This window comes from Paenibacillus xylaniclasticus, from assembly GCF_004001065.1.
Taxonomy (GTDB): Bacteria; Bacillota; Bacilli; order Paenibacillales; family Paenibacillaceae; genus Paenibacillus_T; species Paenibacillus_T xylaniclasticus.
Map to the genome: position 1 here is coordinate 209266 of NZ_BIML01000004.1, position 20450 is coordinate 229715.

The following is a 20450-nucleotide window of genomic DNA, read 5'->3' on the forward strand; positions in this document are numbered from 1 at the left end:
TTGATGAGGAGCAAGATGGAGGTTATGAATAAGATGGAACAACCGGTTTTTAAACGCGTAGTACTGAAGGTGAGCGGCGAAGCGCTGGCCGGACAGGGCGGATATGGAATTGAAGCCTCCGTTATTTCTTCTATCGCCGAGCAAGTGAAAGAAGTTGTTGAGCTGAATGTCGAAGTTGCCATTGTTGTCGGAGGCGGCAACATTTGGCGGGGCATCGCTGGAACAGCTAAAGGCATCGACCGCGCTACGGCTGACTATATGGGTATGCTGGCGACGGTAATGAACTCATTGGCGCTTCAGGATGCACTGGAGCAAATTGGAGTACCTACCCGCGTTCAGACGTCGATTGCAATGCAGCAGATCGCGGAGCCTTATATTCGTAGACGGGCTATCCGTCACCTGGAGAAAGGCCGTGTCGTCATTTTTGCAGCAGGTACAGGCAATCCGTTCTTCTCGACTGATACGACGGCTGCGCTTCGCGCTGCTGAAATAGAGGCGGAAGTCATTCTCATGGCGAAGAACAAGGTGAATGGTGTATATTCCGCTGATCCATTTAAGGATGCAACTGCTGAGAAATACGACCAGCTTACGTACATGGAAGTGCTTAACAAAAACTTGGGCGTAATGGATTCTACCGCTTCATCACTCTGTATGGATAACAATATTCCGCTTATCGTATTCTCGATTACGGAATCCGGCAATATTAAACGTGTTATTCTTGGCGAGCGAATTGGAACGATTGTGAAAGGAAGTGTCAACTAGTGCCTCAAGCGATTAAGAAGGATGCAGAGGAACGGATGGAGAAAGCGATCGGCGCTTTAAGACGTGATCTGTCTACGCTTCGTGCGGGACGCGCGACGCCTGCGCTGCTTGATCGAATTCAAGTTGAATATTACGGTGCTATGACGCCGGTAAATCAATTGGCTAACATCAATACGCCTGACTCGCGTACGTTGCTGCTGCAGCCATGGGATAAATCATCTGTCTCGTCGATCGAGAAAGCGATTATGAAATCGGATCTTGGTTTGACGCCATCGAACGATGGCAGCACGATTCGACTGTCGATTCCGCCGCTTACGGAAGAACGCCGTTCGGAGCTTGTGAAGCTCACGAAGAAATATGGCGAAGAAGCGAAGGTTGCTATCCGTAACATTCGACGCGATGCGAATGATGACATCAAAAAACTGGAAAAAACATCGATTTCTGAGGATGAATCCCGTCGTCATCAGGACGATATTCAAAAGATGACGGATCGTTTTGTAGCCGAGGTTGAGAAAGTGCTCTCCGCTAAAGAAAAAGAAATTATGGAAGTCTAAATAGATGCTGCTGCCCCTCCGACAGGTGGGGTTTGTTGTATCATAGGAGGAGTCCCGGATGATCGATCGATTGTGGAGCAAGTTCGTCAAACCGTCATCCGATACGGATCATAATTTGGCGGCTGACAATGTGCCAGAACATGTTGCCATTATTATGGACGGCAACGGACGTTGGGCCAAAAGCCGCGGGCTGCCCCGTATCTCAGGCCATCATTCTGGCATGAAGGCTGTCAAACAAATTACGATGGCTGCCGATCGTCTTGGTGTCAAATATTTGACGCTATATGCGTTCTCGACGGAGAATTGGAAGCGTCCGAAAGCAGAAGTCGACTTTCTAATGAGGCTTCCACAAGAATTTCTGGCGATTGAACTAGATGAGTTAATTGCTAACAACGTGCAGGTACGCGTAATGGGACATCGTGAAGCACTTCCTGAATATACCATTGCTCCGTTAGAAGAGGCGATTGCAAAGACCGCGAGCAACACAGGACTAATCCTTAACTTTGCTCTTAATTATGGCAGTCGTAAGGAAATGACCGACGCAGTTAAGCTAATCGCTGAAGCAGTACGGGATGGACAATTAACACCAGAGCAAATTGACGAATCGATCATCGAGGAGCGGCTTTTCACAAGTGGAATGCCCGACCCTGATCTGCTTATCCGCACGAGCGGTGAGCTGAGATTGAGTAACTTTATGCTTTGGCAGTTGGCATATAGCGAAATGTGGTTTACAGACGTCTATTGGCCTGACTTTTCGGAAAATCACTTTTACGAAGCGATCGCGGAATATCAACGCCGCGCGCGCAGGTACGGCGGCTTGTAACGAATAATGGAGTGAACAAGGTGAAACAGCGGATCGTAACTGGCGTTATAGCCGGAGCCGTATTTGCGTGCGCGATCGTGGCCGGTGACTGGATTTATGCCGCGCTTATCGTTCTGCTTGCGTTGATTGGTTATCGAGAATATGTAACGATGAACGGAATCAGTCTATTCCACCCTGCGTCTCTGCTTGGGTTCGCAGGGGTAATCCTTATCGTACTGCCTTGGGAGCTGTTCAATGTCAATCAGCCGAATCTTTTAACGGTCATCTGGGTGCTCATGTTTGCGCTGCTATCTGTTACCGTATTGACCAAAAATAAATTGACGATCGACGGCGCATCGCTTCTGCTGCTTGGCTCGCTTTATGTCGGATTCGGCTTCGACGCTATGCTGACAGTCCGTTCTAGCGAATCGCACGGACTGTATTTGTCGTTCTTGGCGTTTGGCTGTATATGGGCATCTGACATAGGTGCCTACTTCGTCGGACGAGCAATCGGCAAACATAAGCTGTGGCCGTCGATCAGCCCAAATAAAACGATTGAAGGCTCCATTGGCGGCATTGTATTGTCGCTAATTATTGGTCTAATTTTTGCATGGTGCGCTCCGAACTGGATCAATATCGGAACGGCGATTGGCATCGCTGCAATTAGCGCAGTAGCTGGTCAACTCGGTGACCTGATTCAATCCGCCTACAAACGGGTACGTGGTATCAAAGATTCTGGTACGCTGCTGCCGGGACATGGCGGCGTGTTGGATCGTTGCGACAGCTGGATTATCGTCTTTCCTTTGCTCGTCATAACCGAAATTCTTCCCGGATAACCAGGGAGTCAGATTAAGCTACCGAGCTATGTATTCAGTATGGTGAAGCATGATCCAGTAGTCTAGACGGAGGATTAAGAACATGACAACAATTGTAACGATACTCGGATCGACAGGCTCGATTGGTACGCAGACGCTTGATGTTATTGCACATGATCGAGAACGGTACGAGGTCGAGGCGCTGTCAGCCGGAAACAACACGGCATTGCTTCTGGAGCAAGTGAAACAATTCCGGCCGAAGAGAGTATGTGTCGCGACCAAAGCTGCAGCAGACGAGATTAAGCTGTATCTTCCGTCGGGAACTGAAGTGTTATATGGGGAGCAGGGCTTGATCGAGCTTGCTGCCGCAGGCCAATCGAACATGGTCGTAACCGCTATCGTCGGCAGCCGTGGACTAAGCGCTACATTAGCGGCGATTCGTGAAGGAAAAGCAATAGGGCTCGCGAACAAAGAAACGCTCGTTACGGCTGGCCATCTAGTCATGTCGCTTGCTGAGCAGAATGGCGTCCCTATCTTGCCGATCGACAGTGAGCATTCAGCGATTTTGCAATGCTTGAACGGAGAAAGCCGCAAGTCTGTTAAACGGATTACGCTGACCGCGTCCGGTGGCTCGTTCCGTGACCGTTCAAGAGATGAACTTACAGCTGTGACAGTCGAACAAGCGCTTAAGCATCCGAACTGGTCGATGGGCGCTAAAATTACGATTGACTCGGCGACCATGGCGAACAAGGGGCTTGAAGTTATCGAAGCCCGCTGGTTATATGATATCGACTATGATGATATTGGCGTTGTTATCCATCCGGAGAGTATTATTCATTCCTATGTGGAGTTCAAGGATCACAGCGTAATGGCGCAGTTAGGACTGCCCGACATGCGCATTCCAATACAATATGCACTTACATATCCAGAGCGGCGTGTCACCCCGACAGAGCGGCTGGATCTCGCGAAAGTCGGAACGCTTCACTTCCGCGAGATGGACGAGAAGCGATACCCGATGATGCGGCTTGCTTATGCAGCCGGTCGAACAGGGGGGACCGCAACAACGGTGTTCAACGCAGCGAATGAAGTGGCTGTCGCCCGCTTCCTGAAGAAAGAAATCGGTTTTCTAGATATTGAACGTATTGTAGAGACTACGCTGGAGCAGCATGATGCGATTAAACAGCCGGATGAACAAGTGATTGCGGAGGCAGATGCTTGGGCACGAAGGCATTCGTCTACAGCTTAGACCTAGCTGAATGGGTTCTCTTGTATCGGGTGGCAGAATAATGATAAATTAAGAACAAGCCAAACCGATAGCGCTATAGATAGGACCAGGAACAGGAGGCTCCAAGCTATGCATATGATTCAGGTCATTTTTTTGACCGTTCTCGTGTTTTTCGTTATCGTAACGATTCATGAATGGGGTCACTTTTATTTCGCTAAGCGCGCAGGTATCCTTGTCCGTGAGTTTGCGATTGGATTCGGACCAAAGCTAATTTCGTTCAAGCGCGGAGAGACCCGTTACACCTTACGCTTGCTTCCTGCCGGCGGCTTCGTCCGTATGGCGGGCGAGGATCCGGAGATTGTCGATGTCGCTGAGGGTCAGACTATAGCGGTGAAGATTACTGGCGATTCTGTGACCAAGCTGTATCTGGACCGTCTGGATGAGCGAAGCGGTGTTATTCGCGGCGAGGTCGTCGCAATCGATCTTGAACGGAAACTATCGGTTACATTGGATGTGGACGGCGAGCAGGAGACGTATCGCGTTCATCCTCAGGCGCTCATGATTTCAAAGGGCAGGGAAACGCAAATTGCTCCAATTGACCGCCAATTCGGCAGCAAGACGATTGGACAGCGAGCGCTTGCTATTTTTGCCGGACCGTTTATGAACTTTGTGCTCGCGTTCGTACTCGTTGGCATTTACATTCAGCTGTCGGGTGTGACAGTAGATAATCCGGATAAGATTCTGATCGGAACAGTCGAGAAAAATATGCCGGCCGATGACGCAGGATTGAAGGTCGGCGATGAAATCCGCTCCATCAACGGCGAAGCTATTGGCATCGATACAGAGAAGGTCAGAGCGATTATAACAGCTTCTTCAGGCAAGGCAACGACTTGGGAAGTATTGCGTGACGGGGAGCTTCGAACTTTATCCGTTACGCCGGAGTTAATTAAGCTGGATGGAGAGGAAACCGCTAGCTATAAGGTAGGGATCTCGTACGCTTATCCGACCCGTCCTGCCAAGTTCGGTGAGACGATTACGCTGTCCGGCGAATATATGAAATCAATGACGATTGCAATATTTGACGGGTTCAAGAAGATAGTATTGGGACAGTTCAAGATCGATGATCTTGGCGGGCCGGTACGAACAGCAGAAGTAACAGGTCAGATTGCAGCACAAGGGATTACGAAGCTGACAAGCTGGGCTGCGCTGCTCAGCCTTTACTTAGGTATCTTCAATCTGCTGCCGATTCCGGCGCTGGACGGAAGCCGGTTGGTTTTCCTCGGATTAGAAGCAGTTCGGGGCAGACCGCTCGATCCAAGTCGTGAAAGTCTCGTTCATTTTATCGGCTTTGCGATGATCATGCTGTTAATGCTGGTCGTAACCTATAATGATATATTGCGATTGTTTAGAGGGGAGCATTAAGATCGTTTATGGCGAAGGAGAAAGGTTTTGTAACGGAAATTACGCCGCAGAGCGAAGATTTTTCCCGTTGGTATATCGATGTCATCAAGAAAGCGGAGCTGATGGATTATTCGCCAGTTCGCGGTTGTATCGTATTCCGTCCCGAAGGCTACGAGCTGTGGGAGAATATTCAACGTGACCTCGACCGTCGGTTCAAGGAGACAGGACACCGTAACGCTTATTTCCCGATGTTTATACCGGAGAGCTTCTTTCAGAAAGAGAAGGAGCATGTTGAGGGCTTTAATCCAGAGCTCCCTTGGGTAACGGAAGCGGCAGGCGAGAAGCTTGAGGAGCGCCTTGCTGTACGTCCGACGTCCGAGACGATGTTCGGCCACATGTATGCGAAGTGGATTCAATCGTACCGTGATTTGCCTCTGCTAATTAACCAATGGGCGAATGTGGTCCGTTGGGAGAAGCGTACGCTACCTTTCCTGCGGACGAGCGAGTTCCTCTGGCAGGAGGGCCATACCGCGCACGAGACGGAGCAGGAAGCGCGCGAGGAAACGATGCGAATGCTCAACGTTTACCGTGATTTTGTACAGGATTTCCTGGCTATTCCAGTCATCGTGGGGCAGAAGACGCCTTCGGAGAAATTCGCAGGTGCAGTGGACACGTATTCGATTGAAGCAATGATGAAGGATGGTCGTGCTGTTCAAGCCGGTACGTCTCATTACCTCGGCACGAACTTCGCAGTAGCGTTCGACATCAAGTTCCTTGACCGTGAGAACCAGCTGCAGTTCTGTCACACGACTTCTTGGGGTGTCAGCACGCGTCTGATCGGTGCGCTTATCATGGTACACGGCGACGATCGCGGCTTGGCACTGCCGCCGAAGGTTGCGCCAACGCAAGCGATTATGATTCCGATCGGGCCTCCGAAGACGCGTGACGTAGTTATGCCACGAGTCGACGAGCTGTTCGCGCAATTGAAGCAAGCAGGCGTTCGTGTTCGAGTGGATGACCGCTCTGACGTTAGCCCGGGCTGGAAGTTCAATGAATATGAGATGCGCGGCGTGCCGCTTCGTATCGAAATCGGACCTCGTGACTGCGAGAACGGACAAGCGGTGCTCGTCTCCCGTATTTCGGGTGAGAAACGCGTCGTTTCGCAAAGTAATCTGGTCGAAGAAGTACAGCGGATGCTCGAAGAAATTCATAACGATATGTTCGAGCGCGCGAAACAGTTCCGCGAGGACAACTTCAAATCGCTCGATACGCTCGACGATATGAAGGCGTTTCTTGAGAACAAGCGTGGCTTCGTCGAAGCGGGCTGGTGCGGTTCGGCTGCATGCGAGAAGACAGTCAAGGAAGAAACGGGCGCAACAAGCCGAAACATTCCGTTCGAACCGACTTCTCACAAATCGATTTGCCTCGTCTGTGGCGAGAAAGCCGAGCATACGGTCGTATTTGCAAGAGCTTATTAATATGTAACGAACTGAACGCGAATCCTCTGCAGCAGCAGAGGATTCGCGTTTGTTTCTTTTATGTCGGCGGAGTTCCTCAATCTTCCTGTTTTCAACAAATTGTAAGTAACGCAAAACATCTTTCATTTATTCCTTCGTCCCCAAACGGATTACAATCGAGTATAATTAGAAACGATGAGCACAAGATTCGACAACGAAGGTCGAAATAAGGTTTTAGAATGAAGCAGTTATTTTGTCTTTTTAGCTAGACGAAGCTCGGCAGGAGCCGGAGCGAAGTTACAGGTCGAGCGGTAAAGGAGAGCGTGTCCCGAAGGGACGATAAGCGGCTCTATACACCTGACCAACTAGAGAGCGTCCTTTGGGAGTCCAGAGGGCGAAGCCATCTGGGGCCCTCCCTCTGGAAGAGGGAGGGTTTGGGAGGGAGCGATATATATAGGAAAGGAGCGCACTATGGACACCAATAAGCGTCAGCGATTTGAGCTTCTAATGCGTCAGGCGCAGGTGCCTGACGAGCTTGTTCAATCGTATTTTCAAGACGGACATATCGAGCGTGTAGTGGTCAGCGAAAGCAATAGGCACTGGACGCTTCATATCCATAAATCGACAATCGTTCCGAGTACGCCGTTTTCACTGTTTTGCCGAACGATTGCGGATAGACTTGCTCATATCGCCGCCATTGCTGTAGTGATGCATTACGACGAGCATATCCCGACAGCGGAAATAGCCGAGCAGTATTGGCCGTTATTCGTTGAATACGCGCAGCGGGAGATGGTATCGGTTAATGGCTGGCTATCGCGTGCGTTAATTGAATCAGCAGATGATCGGCTGACCATTAAGATGATGGACTCAACGGGTCTTGAGCTGGCGAAGAAGAAGGGGATCGATGAGGCGGTTGCCCGTTTTTATGACGAACGGTTCGCCAGAACGGTTCGCGTACGACTCAGTACGAGCAAAGGGCAAGAAAGCCGTCAAGAAGCGTACGAGCAGTTCGCCAAGAAGGTGGAGCAGGAGGAACGCGAAGCGATTCAACAAATTATGGAAAGCTCGGTGCCAGAATCGTTTGACGATGCAGCAGACGAGGGCGAGCTTCCGCTTGCTATCGGTTATGATATCCGCGAAGAAGCTGTCCCAATTATGAACATCCGCGAGGAAGAGAAAAAAATAGCGGTGCAGGGCACTATATTCGGACTCGAATCGAAGGAGCTACGCAACGGCAGTACACTGTTCACATTTAACGTGACGGATTTCTCTGATTCGATCGCGATGAAGATGTTCGCCAAGACGAAGGAAGATGTTAAGATACTTAGCAAGCTCGCGAACGGCAAATGGATTAAAGCTCGCGGCCGCGTCGAGTATGACCGGTTCATGATGGAGCCTGAGCTCGTCATGATGCCTAACGATCTGCATGAAGTGAAACCGCCTGCGGAACGCAAGGATGAAGCACCTGAGAAGCGGGTTGAGTTTCACCTGCATACGTCGATGAGTACGATGGATGCGGTCACATCGATTAGCGACTACGTGAAGACGGCGGCCAAGTGGGGGCATAAGGCGATTGCCGTTACGGATCACAGCAATGTTCACTGCTTTCCGGAAGCAGCCAAAGCAGCGAAAAAACACGATATTAAAGTGTTGTTCGGAGTCGAGGCTAACGTTGTGAACGACGCCGTTCCGATGGTTATCCATCCACGGGAAGAGCTGCTGAGTGAAGCCGAATACGTTGTATTCGATATCGAGACGACAGGTCTATCGATTATTAATTGTAAAATTATCGAGCTGGCCGGGGTCAAAATGCGCAAAGGACAAGAGATTGGCCGATTCTCGACGTTCATTAATCCTCATGAGAAGATTCCTTATCATATTCAGCAGCTGACGAATATTACGGACGAGATGGTGCAGGATGCTCCAGAGCTTGAGCCGAAGCTGCGTGAATTTGTTGAATTTATCGGAGATGCCATCCTTGTTGCCCATAACGCTAGGTTCGATATCGGATTTATTCAAGCGAATTGCAAGGCGATCGGAATACCGGAGGTCACCAATCCGGTGCTGGATACGCTCGAGCTTGCCCGTTTTCTTCATCCAACGATGAAAAACCACCGTCTGAATACGCTCGCAGACAAATATAAAATAAGCTTGGAGAACCATCACCGGGCAATCGACGACTCGATCGCGCTTGGCGGGGTGCTGTTCGGTCTGATCAAAGATTGTAATGAACGGAATATTACCGGGCTTCATCAATTGAATGATTATGTCGGTCTTGATTTATCTAACAGCCGTCCATTCCACTGCGGCGTGTATGCTCTTAATGCTGCAGGCAAAAAAAATCTGTTCAAGCTGATCTCGTTGTCGCATACCGATTATTTCAAGAAAGTAGCATGTATGCCGAAGAGCAAGCTGACGGAGCTGCGGGAAGGATTGCTTATTATCTCAGGATGCGAGAAGGGTGAGTTTTTCGAGACGGTACTGAACAAGACGGAGGAAGAGGCAGAGGATGTCGCTCAGTTTTATGACGTGCTCGAAATTCAGCCGGTCGATTTCTATATGCACTTGGTCGAGAAAGGTCTTGTCGGAAGCCGCGCGGAGATCGAAGACGCTCTCCGTCGAGTCGTTAGAATCGGCGAAAAGCTGAACAAGCCGGTTATTGCAACGGGTAACGTTCACTATTTGAATCCTCGGGATAAGGTGTTCCGCGACATTACCATTCACGGTATTACCGGCTTTAGCCCGCTTAAAGGAATGCGTAAGCCAGACGCCCATTTCCGCACAACGGACGAGATGCTTCGCGAGTTCGCTTTCCTTGGGGAAGAGAAGGCGTATGAGGTAGTTGTCCGCAAAACGAATGAGCTTGCTGACCGGTTCGAGAAGTACGATATGTTCCCGAGCAAGCTGTTTACGCCAATTATTGAAGGCGCGGAGGAAGAAATTCGTTCAACATGTTACAATACGGCGAAGTCGATATATGGAGAAGAGCTGCCGGAAGTTATTGTCGCTCGGCTAGAGAAGGAGCTAAACCCTATTATTAACTACGGTTTCTCTGCCAACTATCTCATATCTGCCCGACTCGTGAAGAAATCGAATGAAGACGGCTATCTCGTCGGCTCTCGTGGATCGGTCGGCTCGTCCATCGTAGCAACGTTTCTCGGTATATCAGAGGTTAATCCGCTGCCGCCGCATTATTTGTGTACGGCGCCGGAATGCAAGCATAGCGAATGGTTTCTTGATGGGAGTGTTCGCAGCGGATTCGACCTGCCTAACAAAGCATGCCCGAAATGCGGTGCGAATATGAAGGGTGAGGGACAGGACATTCCATTCGAAACGTTCCTCGGCTTCAAGGGCGATAAGGTTCCAGATATTGACTTGAACTTCTCCGGTGATTACCAGCCGGTAGCGCACAACTATACGAAGGTTATGTTCGGCGAGAAATGCGTATTTCGTGCCGGTACGATCGGTACGGTTGCGGAGAAGACGGCATATGGCTTTGCCAAAAAATATGAGGAAGAGCAAGGCAAGAAATGGCGCGGCGCTGAGCTGAGTCGGCTTGCTTCTGGCTGTACGGGAGTAAAACGCAGTACAGGACAGCATCCCGGCGGTATCGTAGTCGTCCCCGATTATATCGAGGTGGAAGACGTAACGCCGGTGCAGTATCCAGCTGATGATGTCACCGCCGAGTGGAAAACGACCCATTTTGACTATCACGCCTTTGAAGACAATCTGCTTAAGCTCGATATTCTTGGACACGATGATCCGACGATGATGAGGATGCTGCAGGATTTAACCGGAGTTGATCCGACGACGATCCCGATGAATGATCCGAAGGTGATGAGCATGTTCAGCTCGACTGAGGCGCTCGGCGTGCAGCCGGAGCAGATCCGATCTGCTGTTGCGACCTATGGTGTACCGGAAATGGGAACGAAGTTCGTCCGCCAGATGCTGGAGGAGACGAAGCCCTCCACGTTCGCTGACTTGCTTCAAATATCGGGACTGTCACACGGAACCGGTGTATGGCTTGGCAATGCGCAGGAGCTTATTAAGAACAATACATGTACGATCAAGACCGTTATTGGCTGTCGTGACGAGATCATGCTGTATCTTATTTATAAAGCTGGCATGGATGCGGCGCTCGCGTTCAAAATTACGGAAAGCGTTCGGAAGGGCAGAGGCTTGACACCGGAATGGATCGAGGAGATGAAGCGGTGCAAGGTGCCGCAATGGTATATCGATTCCTGCTTGAAGATTGAGTACATGTTCCCGAAAGCACATGCTGCCGCATATGTCATTTCCGCCGTACGTACTGCTTTCTTCAAGCTCTATTATCCAATCGAGTTCTATGCGACTTATTTTACTGTTCGCGCTGAAGACTTTGATCTGGATCTGCTTTGCCAGGGCTACGATGCTATACTGCGCAGGCTCATTGAAATTGAAGAGAAGGGCTTCAATGCGACGCCTAAGGAGAAGAACAGCGTATCGCAGTTGGAGATGTCGCTAGAGATGACAGCCCGTGGATTTACGTTCAAGCCGATCGATCTGTATCGGTCGGATGCGACTAAATTTATCGTTGACGGAACGTCTCTCATTCCTCCGTTCTCGGCAATCGCAGGTATTGGGGAGAATGCAGCGAAGAACATTGCAGCCGCTCGTAAGGACGGTGAGTTCCTGTCCATCGAAGACTTCCAGATGAAATCGAAGGCAACGAAGACAATTATCGAAGTATTGAGCAGCATGGGGTGCTTCCGAGGACTGCCTGAATCGAACCAGCTATCGCTGTTTTAGTCGAATTACTGTGGCACATCTCATATAATGGCGGTTGTCACCTGACATATGGTTATGTTATAATTTTTCTGGTAAAGATGTGGATAGGCTGACTAACGAAGAGTGGGGAAACCCACTCTTTACGTTTTGTCCCGCCATTTTTCCATTGTAACATTCGGGAGGTCCATAACATTTGAGCAATTCTAAAATCAAAGACATCGTTGAAGAAATGGTAAAGCCCTTCATCGACGAGAATGGATTCGAGCTTGTCGACGTGGAATATGTGAAAGAAGGCAGTAACTGGTTCTTGCGCGTATTCGTTGACAAAGAAGGCGGCATTGACATCGACGAATGTGGACGTGTTAGCGAATATTTAAGCGAACGGCTGGATGAGAAGGATCCGATTTCGGATGCTTATTTTCTAGAGGTGTCTTCACCTGGTGCGGAGCGTCCGCTGAAGAAGCCAGGGGATGTGCACAAGGCTGTTGGTAAGCATGTCTACGTAACCACATACGAGCCGATTCACGGGAGAAAGGAATTTGAAGGACTGCTGCAGTCGTTCGACGGTGAAACGGTATCGATTCGTGAAGGTCAGCAAAATTTCGAAATCCCATATGCTAAGCTTGCCTCGGCTAGGCTCGCGATCGTATTCTAGCACGTATGTTATCGTATGAAAGGGGGAGCTCATTCCAATGAGCATGGAGTTTATTGAAGCTTTAGGGGAAATTGAGCGCGAGAAAGGGATTAGTAAAGATATCCTGATCGATGCGATTGAAGCTGCACTCATTTCCAGCTATAAGCGCAATTTCAACACGGCGCAGAACGTGCGCGTCGACGTGAATCGTTTTACGGGCGTAATCAAAGTGTATGCGCGTAAAACGGTTGTCGACGAGGTGCTCGATCCGCGTTTGGAGATTTCGCTTGAGGCTGCGCGCGAAATTAACCCACATTATCAGTTAGACGATATCGCGGATATCGAGGTTACGCCGCGCGATTTCGGACGCATTGCGGCGCAGACGGCGAAGCAGGTCGTTACGCAGCGGATTCGCGAGGCGGAGCGTGGACTCATCTATAACGCGTTCATTGATAAAGAAGAAGATATCGTGAATGGTATCGTACAACGTCAGGATACCCGTAATCTGTTCGTCGATCTCGGTAAAGTCGAAGCGGTGCTGCCGCTGACTGAACTGATGCCAACGGATAAATTCAAGCATGGTGATCGTGTTAAATCGTATATTACGAAAGTTGAGAACACGACTAAGGGACCACAAATCATTATGTCCCGGACGCATCCAGGCTTGCTGAAGCGGCTGTTCGAGCTCGAAGTTCCGGAAATATATGACGGTGTCGTCGAGATTCGCTCCGTTGCCCGTGAAGCAGGCTTCCGCTCTAAGATTGCGGTTTATTCCCGTAACAGCGAGGTCGATCCGGTCGGCTCTTGCGTCGGTCCGAAAGGTATGCGCGTCCAGACGATCGTCAGCGAGCTGAAGGGCGAGAAGATTGATATCGTCCGCTGGTCGGAAAATATCGAAGAATACGTCGCGAATGCGCTCAGCCCGTCCAAAGTGCTGGAGGTTATCGTGTTCGAGCAAGAGAAGATGGCTCGTGTTATCGTTCCGGATTATCAGCTGTCGCTTGCGATTGGAATTAAAGGACAGAATGCACGTCTTGCAGCCAAGCTGACGGGTTGGAAGATTGACATTAAGAGCGAGACGCAGGCGGAGCAAGAATTTGGCCGTCCGAAATCGCCCGAAGGCGATACGATGCATCAGGATTCTGTATCCATCGATTAATCGCTTGTAGTGACAATTCTGCTTCAGAGAGGGGGGTTGCACGATGAGACCGAGAAAAGTGCCGCTGCGCAAATGCATTGCTTGTCAAGAGATGAAGCCGAAGAAAGAGTTAATTCGGGTCGTACGGACGCCTGAAGGCAGCATATTGATCGATTTAACGGGTAAGAAGGCAGGCAGAGGCGCCTACTTGTGCGGACAAGTCAATTGCTTCCGGCTTTCTAAGAAGACGAGGGCGTTCGATCGAGCGTTGAAAGCGCAAGTAGAACCGGCAATCTACGACCAACTGGAGCAGGATTTTATCGCTGTAGAAGATGAGTTTATCGCTGGTAAAGAGCGTGCAGAGAATGATGAATAAGGCGTTGTCACATTTAGGCATGGCCATGAGGGCAGGTAAGCTCGTTACCGGCGACGAAACGGTATTGAAGTCGATAAGGCAAGGCAAAGCACATCTAGTCATCGTTGCGGGGGATGCTTCGGACAACACGAAGAAAAAGTATCGCGATAAGTGCGGCTTTTATAACGTCAAGCTTGCCGAAGCGTTCGATCGAGTGGAACTGGGCAAGGCGATCGGCAAGGAGGCTCGCGTGTTGATTGCAGTAGTCGACGCGGGATTCGCCCGAATGATTGCATCTCAGTTAAGCTCATATTCGGAGGTGGACAATATTGACTAAACAACCGGACAGCAAAGATAACAATAAAGATAAGCTTCGCGTATACGAATATGCCAAATCGCTCAACATGAGCAGTAAAGAAATCATCACGATCTTGAAGCGGCTTAATTTACCAGTCAACAATCATATGAGCGTTATGGAGAACGAAATGGTCTCCAAGGTCGAGCGATTTTTTCAAGACATTAAGCAAAATGCAGCAGTCAAAAGAGCATCTGAATCGACGGCGTCCGTTTCGTCGGCGGCAACACAGCGTCCGCAGGATAACCGTAAGCCGGCCGCTGCATCCGAGAAACCGGCAGAACGGCAGTCATCCGATTCAAATAAAAATCATTTACAGGACAGACAGGGGACTATGAATTCTATTAAAACGACAATGAACAATTCCAACCAACAACAAGGCGAAAAGCAGGAACATCGCAGCGAGCAACAAGCTTCGCGTCCAACTAATCAAGGCGGTCAAGGCAGACCAGCAGGTCAAGGCGGCGGTGGAAACCGCGGCCAAGGCGGTCAAGGTGGCGGATATCGCGGCCAAGGCGGCGGTCAGGGTAGACCAGCAGGACAAGGCGGTCAAGGCGGCGGATATCGCGGTCAGGGCGGTCAAGGCGGCGGATACCGTGGTCAAGGCGGCCAAGGCGGTCAAGGTAGACCAGCAGGTCAAGGTGGTCAAGGCGGCGGATACCGCGGCGGCCAAGGCGGCGGCCAGGGCGGTCAGGGTAGACCAGCAGGCCAAGGCGGCCAAGGCGGCGGATATCGTGGCGGTCAAGGTGGCGGCCAGAGCGGACGTCCATCGTTCGGCGGTGGAGCATCAGCTGGAGCAGGCAGAGCAGCAGATTCTCGTGCAGCTCAAGGTTCCGGTTCCACGAACTGGGCTTCAAGAAAATCAAAGCCGAATAATAACAATAACAACAGCAACAGACGATTTGATGACGGCAAGCACGCCGCGAATTTCAGACCTAACAATGGCAAAGGCGGCAAAGGCGGCAAGAACAATCGTGGTGCATCCCAACCGGTTCAACGTGAGAAAATTGATAATACGCCGAAGAAAATTATTGTTCGCGGTTCAATGACGGTTGGCGAATTGGCGAAGCTTCTGCATAAAGATGCTTCGGAAGTCATTAAGAAGCTCATTTTCATGGGCGTAATGGCAACGATTAACCAAGAGGTTGACATCGATACGATTCAATTGATCGCAGAAGAGTTCAAAGTCGAAGAGGTCGAAATTAAAATCCGTGTCGAAGAGGACCAATTTGAGACGTTTGAAGAGATTGACGACGAGGCAGATCTTGAGACACGTCCGCCGGTCGTGACGATTATGGGGCACGTCGACCACGGTAAGACGACGCTCCTCGATGCGATCCGCCATACGAATGTAACGGGCGGTGAAGCGGGCGGCATTACGCAGCATATCGGTGCTTATCAAGTTGAAATTAACAATAAGAAAATTACGTTCCTTGATACGCCAGGTCACGAAGCCTTTACGCTTATGCGTGCACGCGGCGCTCAAGTAACGGACATTACGATTATCGTCGTTGCAGCTGATGACGGCGTCATGCCGCAAACGGTAGAAGCTGTCAACCACGCGAAGGCAGCTGGCGTTCCGATCATCGTAGCTGTGAACAAAATTGATAAACCGGAAGCCAATCCGGACAAAATTAAGCAAGAGCTCACTGAGTACGGTCTCGTACCGGAGGAGTGGGGCGGCGATACGATCTTCGTTAACGTATCGGCGAAGCAACGTATCAATCTTGAAGGCTTGTTAGAGATGATACTTCTCGTCGCAGAAGTGAACGACTACAAAGCGAACCCGAACAAGCGGGCTCGTGGTACTGTTCTCGAAGCTGAGCTGGACAAAGGCAAAGGACCGGTTGCGCGTGTACTCGTTCAGCACGGTACGTTGAAGGTTGGCGATGCGTTTATCGCAGGCACGAGCTTCGGCCGTGTTCGCGCGATGGTGAATGACAAGGGCCGCCGTCTGAAGGAAGCAGGTCCTTCTACGCCGGTGGAAATTACCGGTCTTACGGAAGTTCCGCTTGCCGGTGATCCGTTCCTCGCATTCGAGGATGAGCGTAAAGCTCGTCAAATCGCAGAAACGCGTGCAACGAAGGTCCGTCAATCGGAGCTTACGACGAATACCCGTGTAACGCTTGACGATTTGTATAAACATATTAAGGATGGCGAGATCAAGGATCTTAATGTCATCATTAAAGGCGACGTTCAAGGCTCCGTCGAAGCGCTGAAGGGAGCACTTGGCAAGATCGATATCGAAGGCGTCCGGGTGAAAATCATTCATAGCGGCGCAGGTGCGATTACAGAGTCTGACATCAACCTAGCTTCCGCTTCGAATGCTATTGTTATCGGCTTCAATGTTCGTCCTGAGCCGCAGGCAAGCGTTGCCGCGGAGCAAGAGAAGGTTGACGTCCGTCTGCATAACATCATCTACAATGTCATCGATGAAATTGAGCACGCTATGAAGGGGATGCTCGACCCGGTATTCAAAGAATCGGTTATCGGTCATGCAGAGGTGCGCAACCTGTTCAAAGTGACGAAGGTCGGTACGATTGCCGGATGTATGGTAACGGATGGCAAAATTCAGCGCAATGCCGAAGCGCGTCTTCTCCGTGGCGGCGTAGTCGTATATACAGGCAAGATCGACTCGCTTAAACGGTTTAAGGATGATGCTAAGGAAGTCGCTCAAGGTTACGAGTGCGGTATTACACTTGATAAGTTCAACGACATTCAAGAAGGAGACATCGTCGAAGCCTTCGTGATGGAAAAGGTAGAGAGGTGATCGCGTAATGGCTAAAGTCCGAGTGGGACGGGTCAGCGAGCAAATCAAGAAAGAGCTAAGCCAAATCATCCAAACCGAGTTGAAAGAACCTCGCATCGGATTTATTACGGTCACCGGCGTTGAGGTGTCGAACGATTTGTCACAGGCGAAAGTATTTTTGAGCGTTCTCGGCAGCGAGGAGCAGAAGGAAGAGACGCTTAAGGCAATCGCTAGAGGCACCGGCTTCATCCGTTCCGAGCTCGGTAAAAGAATGCGGCTTCGTCACACGCCGGAGCTCATCTTCAAGTTCGATTCAAGTATCGAGTACGGTAGTCGCATCGAGGCTTTGCTGGAGCAAATTAATCGAGGAGAGCGCCAGCTATGATCGGTAACACGATGTTCACGCCGTATGAGGAATTGCTTGAGCAGGCCATACGTTTTATTAACGAGGGAGACGACTATTTAGTCGTCTCCCATGTGCAACCGGACGGTGATGCGATAAGCTCTACCGTTGTTATCGGTTGGCTGCTTGAGAAGCTCGGTAAGAAATATACCCTTATTAATGAAGGAGTATCTCCTTCACGGCTTCATTATCTTCATTTATCCGATACGATTATTAATTACACTGCTGTTAAGCCAAACCGCACCTTTAAGCGGGTTATCGCCGTCGATTGCGCCGATTTCCGGCGCATCGGCGATGTGGAGGCTTGCTTTGCAGAAGGCTACGAGCTGCTAAATATTGATCATCATCCGACGAATGATCTGTACGGCGCGGTAAATGTTGTTCACTCGAGCGCAGCAGCAACGGTTGAAATTTTGTACGAGCTGATTGTCCAGGCAGGCTTGACAATCGACGAGCCTGCGGCAACCGCTATCTATACAGGACTTCTGACAGATACGGGCGGCTTCCGTTACTCTAATACAACTCCGCGTGTAATGGAGATTGCTTCAGAGCTTCTGAAGCTTGGCGTGAATGGGCATTGGATTGCGGACCATCTATTGGAGCGCATGACGATGCCTCAGCTCAAGCTGCTGCAGCTAGGATTAAGCAGACTTGCATTCTCAGACGATGCGAAGATCGGCTGGTTGTTTATTGAAGCGAACGATTTGTCTGCAACGGGCGCGGCTCCTGAAGATTTAGAAGGATTGGTCAACTATGCGCGCAATGTTGACGGCGTTGAGGTCGGCATCCTGTTTAAGGAGTTAATGAACGGACAAGTGAAAGTCAGTCTTCGTTCTGCCGGCATGGCGGATGTGGCTGCTATTGCCCAATCGTTCGGAGGCGGCGGGCATGTACGTGCAGCAGGCTGCCGCTTGGATGGACCGCTACAGCAATCGATGGAGCAAGTCGTGGAAGCGGTAAGAAAGGCGTTGAACGGATAATGGAAGGCATTATAGCGGTATGGAAGCCAGCCGGCTGGACGAGTCACGACGTCGTGGCCAAGGTCCGGGGGATCACGAGGGAACGTAGAATCGGCCATGCCGGTACTTTAGATCCGCAAGTGACTGGCGTGTTGCCGCTCTGTATTGGCCGAGCGACTCGGGTCGTCGAATATTTGCAGGAGCGGCCAAAGGCATATGAGGCGGTGCTTCAGCTTGGTATAGCGACCGATACGGAGGATATGACGGGTAATGTCATAGAAGAGGCCGATTCAGTCACCGTTACGAAGGAACAGGTTGCAGCCGTTCTAGCCTCGTTCGTTGGGGAGATCGAACAAGTTCCACCTATGTTCTCAGCCGTTAAGATTGACGGTAAGCGGCTGTACGAGCTTGCCCGTGAAGGGGTGACGGTAGAGCGCAAAGCTCGCAAGGTGACTATTTATGAGATTGGGCTGCTTGACTTCGAGCAGGATGACCACCGTCCGACGCTCCGCTTCGAGGTTCAGTGCTCCAAAGGGACCTATATACGAACCTTGTGTGTGGATATCGGCAAGAAGCTAGGCGTCCCTGCTGCGATGGCGGAGCTAACTCGTACCGTATCGGGTGGATTTACCCGGGAGGATTGTTTGACAATTGAGCAGATCGCTCAGCTGCAGCAGGATGGTCATTTGCAATCCCGCATCATGTCTGTAGACCGAGCGCTCTTGCATATGCCGGAAGCGATAGCGACTGGCAGAGCGGCAGAGATGGCGCTCCAAGGTCGAAAAATTTCGGCCGAGAGATTGTCCGGAGCAAAGTCTTTGCTGCCGCATCAGCCTGTTCGGTTGTATGATAGTAATAGACGTTTTCTCGGCATATTCGAATGGAACGATGAGCAGCGACTTCTGTCGCCGGTCAAAGTTTTTAATTAATATGTGGTATGTGCAGCTATAACGCCGTGCACCGCAGGCCAATTGAAGACGGTATTATTGAATAGATTGCGGGTGTTAGTGTTATGAAACGGATATCCATCAGCTATCCGCTGACGGCATCGCCGATTGCGGAGATAGGCGAGGAGCTGTCGATTGCGATCGGTCATTTCGACGGTGTTCATATCGGGCATCAGAATGTAATCCGCCGCGCAGTGGATGCGGCTAAAGCACAGCAGCGGAAATCGGCTGTTATGACTTTTCATCCCCATCCGAAGGCTGTTCTTGGTCAAGGTGAGCAATATGTGAATTGCTTAACGCCGCTTGACGACAAGCTGGCACAATTCGCTGCGTTAGGCGTTGATTATGCCTTCGTCATCCGGTTTGATCACTGCTTCGCCGATGTATCGCCGGAACGATTCGTTAAGGATATCCTCGCTGCGCTTCATGTGCGGCATGTCGTCATCGGTTTCGACTTTCGATTCGGCCATCGTGGAGCGGGTAATGCGGAATCGCTTCGCAAGCTAGGTGTGGAAGAGGGGATGACGACGGATGTTGTTGAGCCTCTGCTCTATCAGGACGAGAAGGTTAGCAGTACGTATGTTCGTGAAGCGATTGCCGAGGGTGATATGAAGCTAGCAAGCCAGCTGCTTGGCCGTTCATATGAGGTTAAAGGTACGGTTGTACACGGTCATGCCCGAGGTCGAACGATTGGATTTCCAACGGCTAATGTCGGTCTGGAAGAGCCGTACGTCACGCCAAGGCTTGGCGTATATGCTGTGCAAGTACAGCTCGATGGACATTGGTATCCTTCTGTGTTAAATTACGGCATTAAGCCGACATTCAAGGACGGAGAAACTGCGCCGGTGCTCGAAGCGCATTTGATTGGCTTTGCTGGAGATCTATATGGGAGAACAATTCGTCTTCGCTTCATCGCATTCCTGCGGTCGGAACGGAAGTTTAACGGCATTAACGAGCTAATCGAACAGATTAGCCGGGATCGCGATGAAGCGGCAGAGCTGCTGGCTTCGCTTGAAGCTGAAGCGGCAGCGCCGGCTCGACCTGTTCAATAACGCCGATGTATTTCGTTCGAGTTGTCGTGCGGTTTACACAGGCTGTGTATTTATGTTATACTGATTGACGTTGCT

The 20450-nt window shown here is 50.5% G+C and carries 17 protein-coding genes; all 17 read left to right on the plus strand.

Going from position 1 to position 20450, the window contains the following annotated elements:
• Positions 1–33 precede the first annotated feature (33 nt).
• The 17 genes from pyrH to PXY01_RS06525 all read left to right on the plus strand — a co-directional run bounded on the left by pyrH (position 34) and on the right by PXY01_RS06525 (position 20375).
• A complete protein-coding gene (gene pyrH / locus PXY01_RS06445) occupies positions 34–762 on the plus strand; it encodes a UMP kinase (RefSeq protein ID WP_218028211.1) in 729 nt (242 codons plus the stop codon).
• A complete protein-coding gene (gene frr / locus PXY01_RS06450; protein ID WP_127568460.1) occupies positions 762–1316 on the plus strand; it encodes a ribosome recycling factor in 555 nt (184 codons plus the stop codon). Before pyrH ends, frr begins: the two co-directional genes overlap by 1 nt.
• A gap of 58 nt (positions 1317–1374) precedes the next feature.
• Positions 1375–2139: an undecaprenyl pyrophosphate synthase gene (gene uppS / locus PXY01_RS06455; RefSeq protein ID WP_127568462.1), complete on the plus strand. Its 765-nt coding sequence runs from the start codon at positions 1375–1377 to the stop codon at positions 2137–2139.
• 20 nt (positions 2140–2159) lie between these two features.
• Entirely contained in the window at positions 2160–2954 is a 795-nt protein-coding gene (locus PXY01_RS06460; protein WP_127568464.1) for a phosphatidate cytidylyltransferase, read from the plus strand.
• Positions 2955–3036: 82 nt separating this feature from the next.
• The gene (locus PXY01_RS06465; protein WP_127568466.1) at positions 3037–4179 is read left to right on the plus strand and encodes a 1-deoxy-D-xylulose-5-phosphate reductoisomerase; all 1143 of its coding nucleotides are present in this window, start codon (positions 3037–3039) and stop codon (positions 4177–4179) included.
• A 108-nt stretch (positions 4180–4287) separates the two neighbouring features.
• Positions 4288–5580, plus strand: a complete 1293-nt coding sequence (gene rseP / locus PXY01_RS06470; protein WP_127568468.1) for an RIP metalloprotease RseP — start codon at positions 4288–4290, stop codon at positions 5578–5580.
• An 8-nt stretch (positions 5581–5588) separates the two neighbouring features.
• The gene (gene proS / locus PXY01_RS06475) at positions 5589–7037 is read left to right on the plus strand and encodes a proline--tRNA ligase (RefSeq protein ID WP_127568470.1); all 1449 of its coding nucleotides are present in this window, start codon (positions 5589–5591) and stop codon (positions 7035–7037) included.
• 450 nt (positions 7038–7487) lie between these two features.
• Positions 7488–11804: a PolC-type DNA polymerase III gene (locus tag PXY01_RS06480; protein ID WP_127568472.1), complete on the plus strand. Its 4317-nt coding sequence runs from the start codon at positions 7488–7490 to the stop codon at positions 11802–11804.
• A gap of 172 nt (positions 11805–11976) precedes the next feature.
• On the plus strand, positions 11977–12438 hold the full coding sequence (gene rimP / locus PXY01_RS06485) for a ribosome maturation factor RimP (protein ID WP_127568474.1): 462 nt from the start codon (positions 11977–11979) through the stop codon (positions 12436–12438).
• A gap of 37 nt (positions 12439–12475) precedes the next feature.
• On the plus strand, positions 12476–13576 hold the full coding sequence (gene nusA, locus PXY01_RS06490; protein ID WP_127568476.1) for a transcription termination factor NusA: 1101 nt from the start codon (positions 12476–12478) through the stop codon (positions 13574–13576).
• 43 nt (positions 13577–13619) lie between these two features.
• A complete protein-coding gene (gene rnpM / locus PXY01_RS06495) occupies positions 13620–13931 on the plus strand; it encodes an RNase P modulator RnpM (protein ID WP_127568478.1) in 312 nt (103 codons plus the stop codon).
• A complete protein-coding gene (locus PXY01_RS06500) occupies positions 13924–14247 on the plus strand; it encodes a L7Ae/L30e/S12e/Gadd45 family ribosomal protein (protein WP_174721810.1) in 324 nt (107 codons plus the stop codon). The genes rnpM and PXY01_RS06500 overlap by 8 nt, the downstream gene beginning before the upstream one ends.
• Positions 14248–14314: 67 nt before the next feature.
• On the plus strand, positions 14315–17035 hold the full coding sequence (infB, locus tag PXY01_RS06505) for a translation initiation factor IF-2 (RefSeq protein ID WP_444980858.1): 2721 nt from the start codon (positions 14315–14317) through the stop codon (positions 17033–17035).
• 7 nt (positions 17036–17042) lie between these two features.
• On the plus strand, positions 17043–17399 hold the full coding sequence (rbfA, locus tag PXY01_RS06510) for a 30S ribosome-binding factor RbfA (protein ID WP_127568484.1): 357 nt from the start codon (positions 17043–17045) through the stop codon (positions 17397–17399).
• A complete protein-coding gene (locus PXY01_RS06515) occupies positions 17396–18397 on the plus strand; it encodes a DHH family phosphoesterase (protein WP_246027816.1) in 1002 nt (333 codons plus the stop codon). Before rbfA ends, PXY01_RS06515 begins: the two co-directional genes overlap by 4 nt.
• The gene (gene truB / locus PXY01_RS06520) at positions 18397–19305 is read left to right on the plus strand and encodes a tRNA pseudouridine(55) synthase TruB (RefSeq protein WP_127568486.1); all 909 of its coding nucleotides are present in this window, start codon (positions 18397–18399) and stop codon (positions 19303–19305) included. Before PXY01_RS06515 ends, truB begins: the two co-directional genes overlap by 1 nt.
• Positions 19306–19388: 83 nt before the next feature.
• Entirely contained in the window at positions 19389–20375 is a 987-nt protein-coding gene (locus tag PXY01_RS06525) for a bifunctional riboflavin kinase/FAD synthetase (RefSeq protein WP_127568488.1), read from the plus strand.
• The last annotated feature ends 75 nt before the right edge of the window (positions 20376–20450 follow it).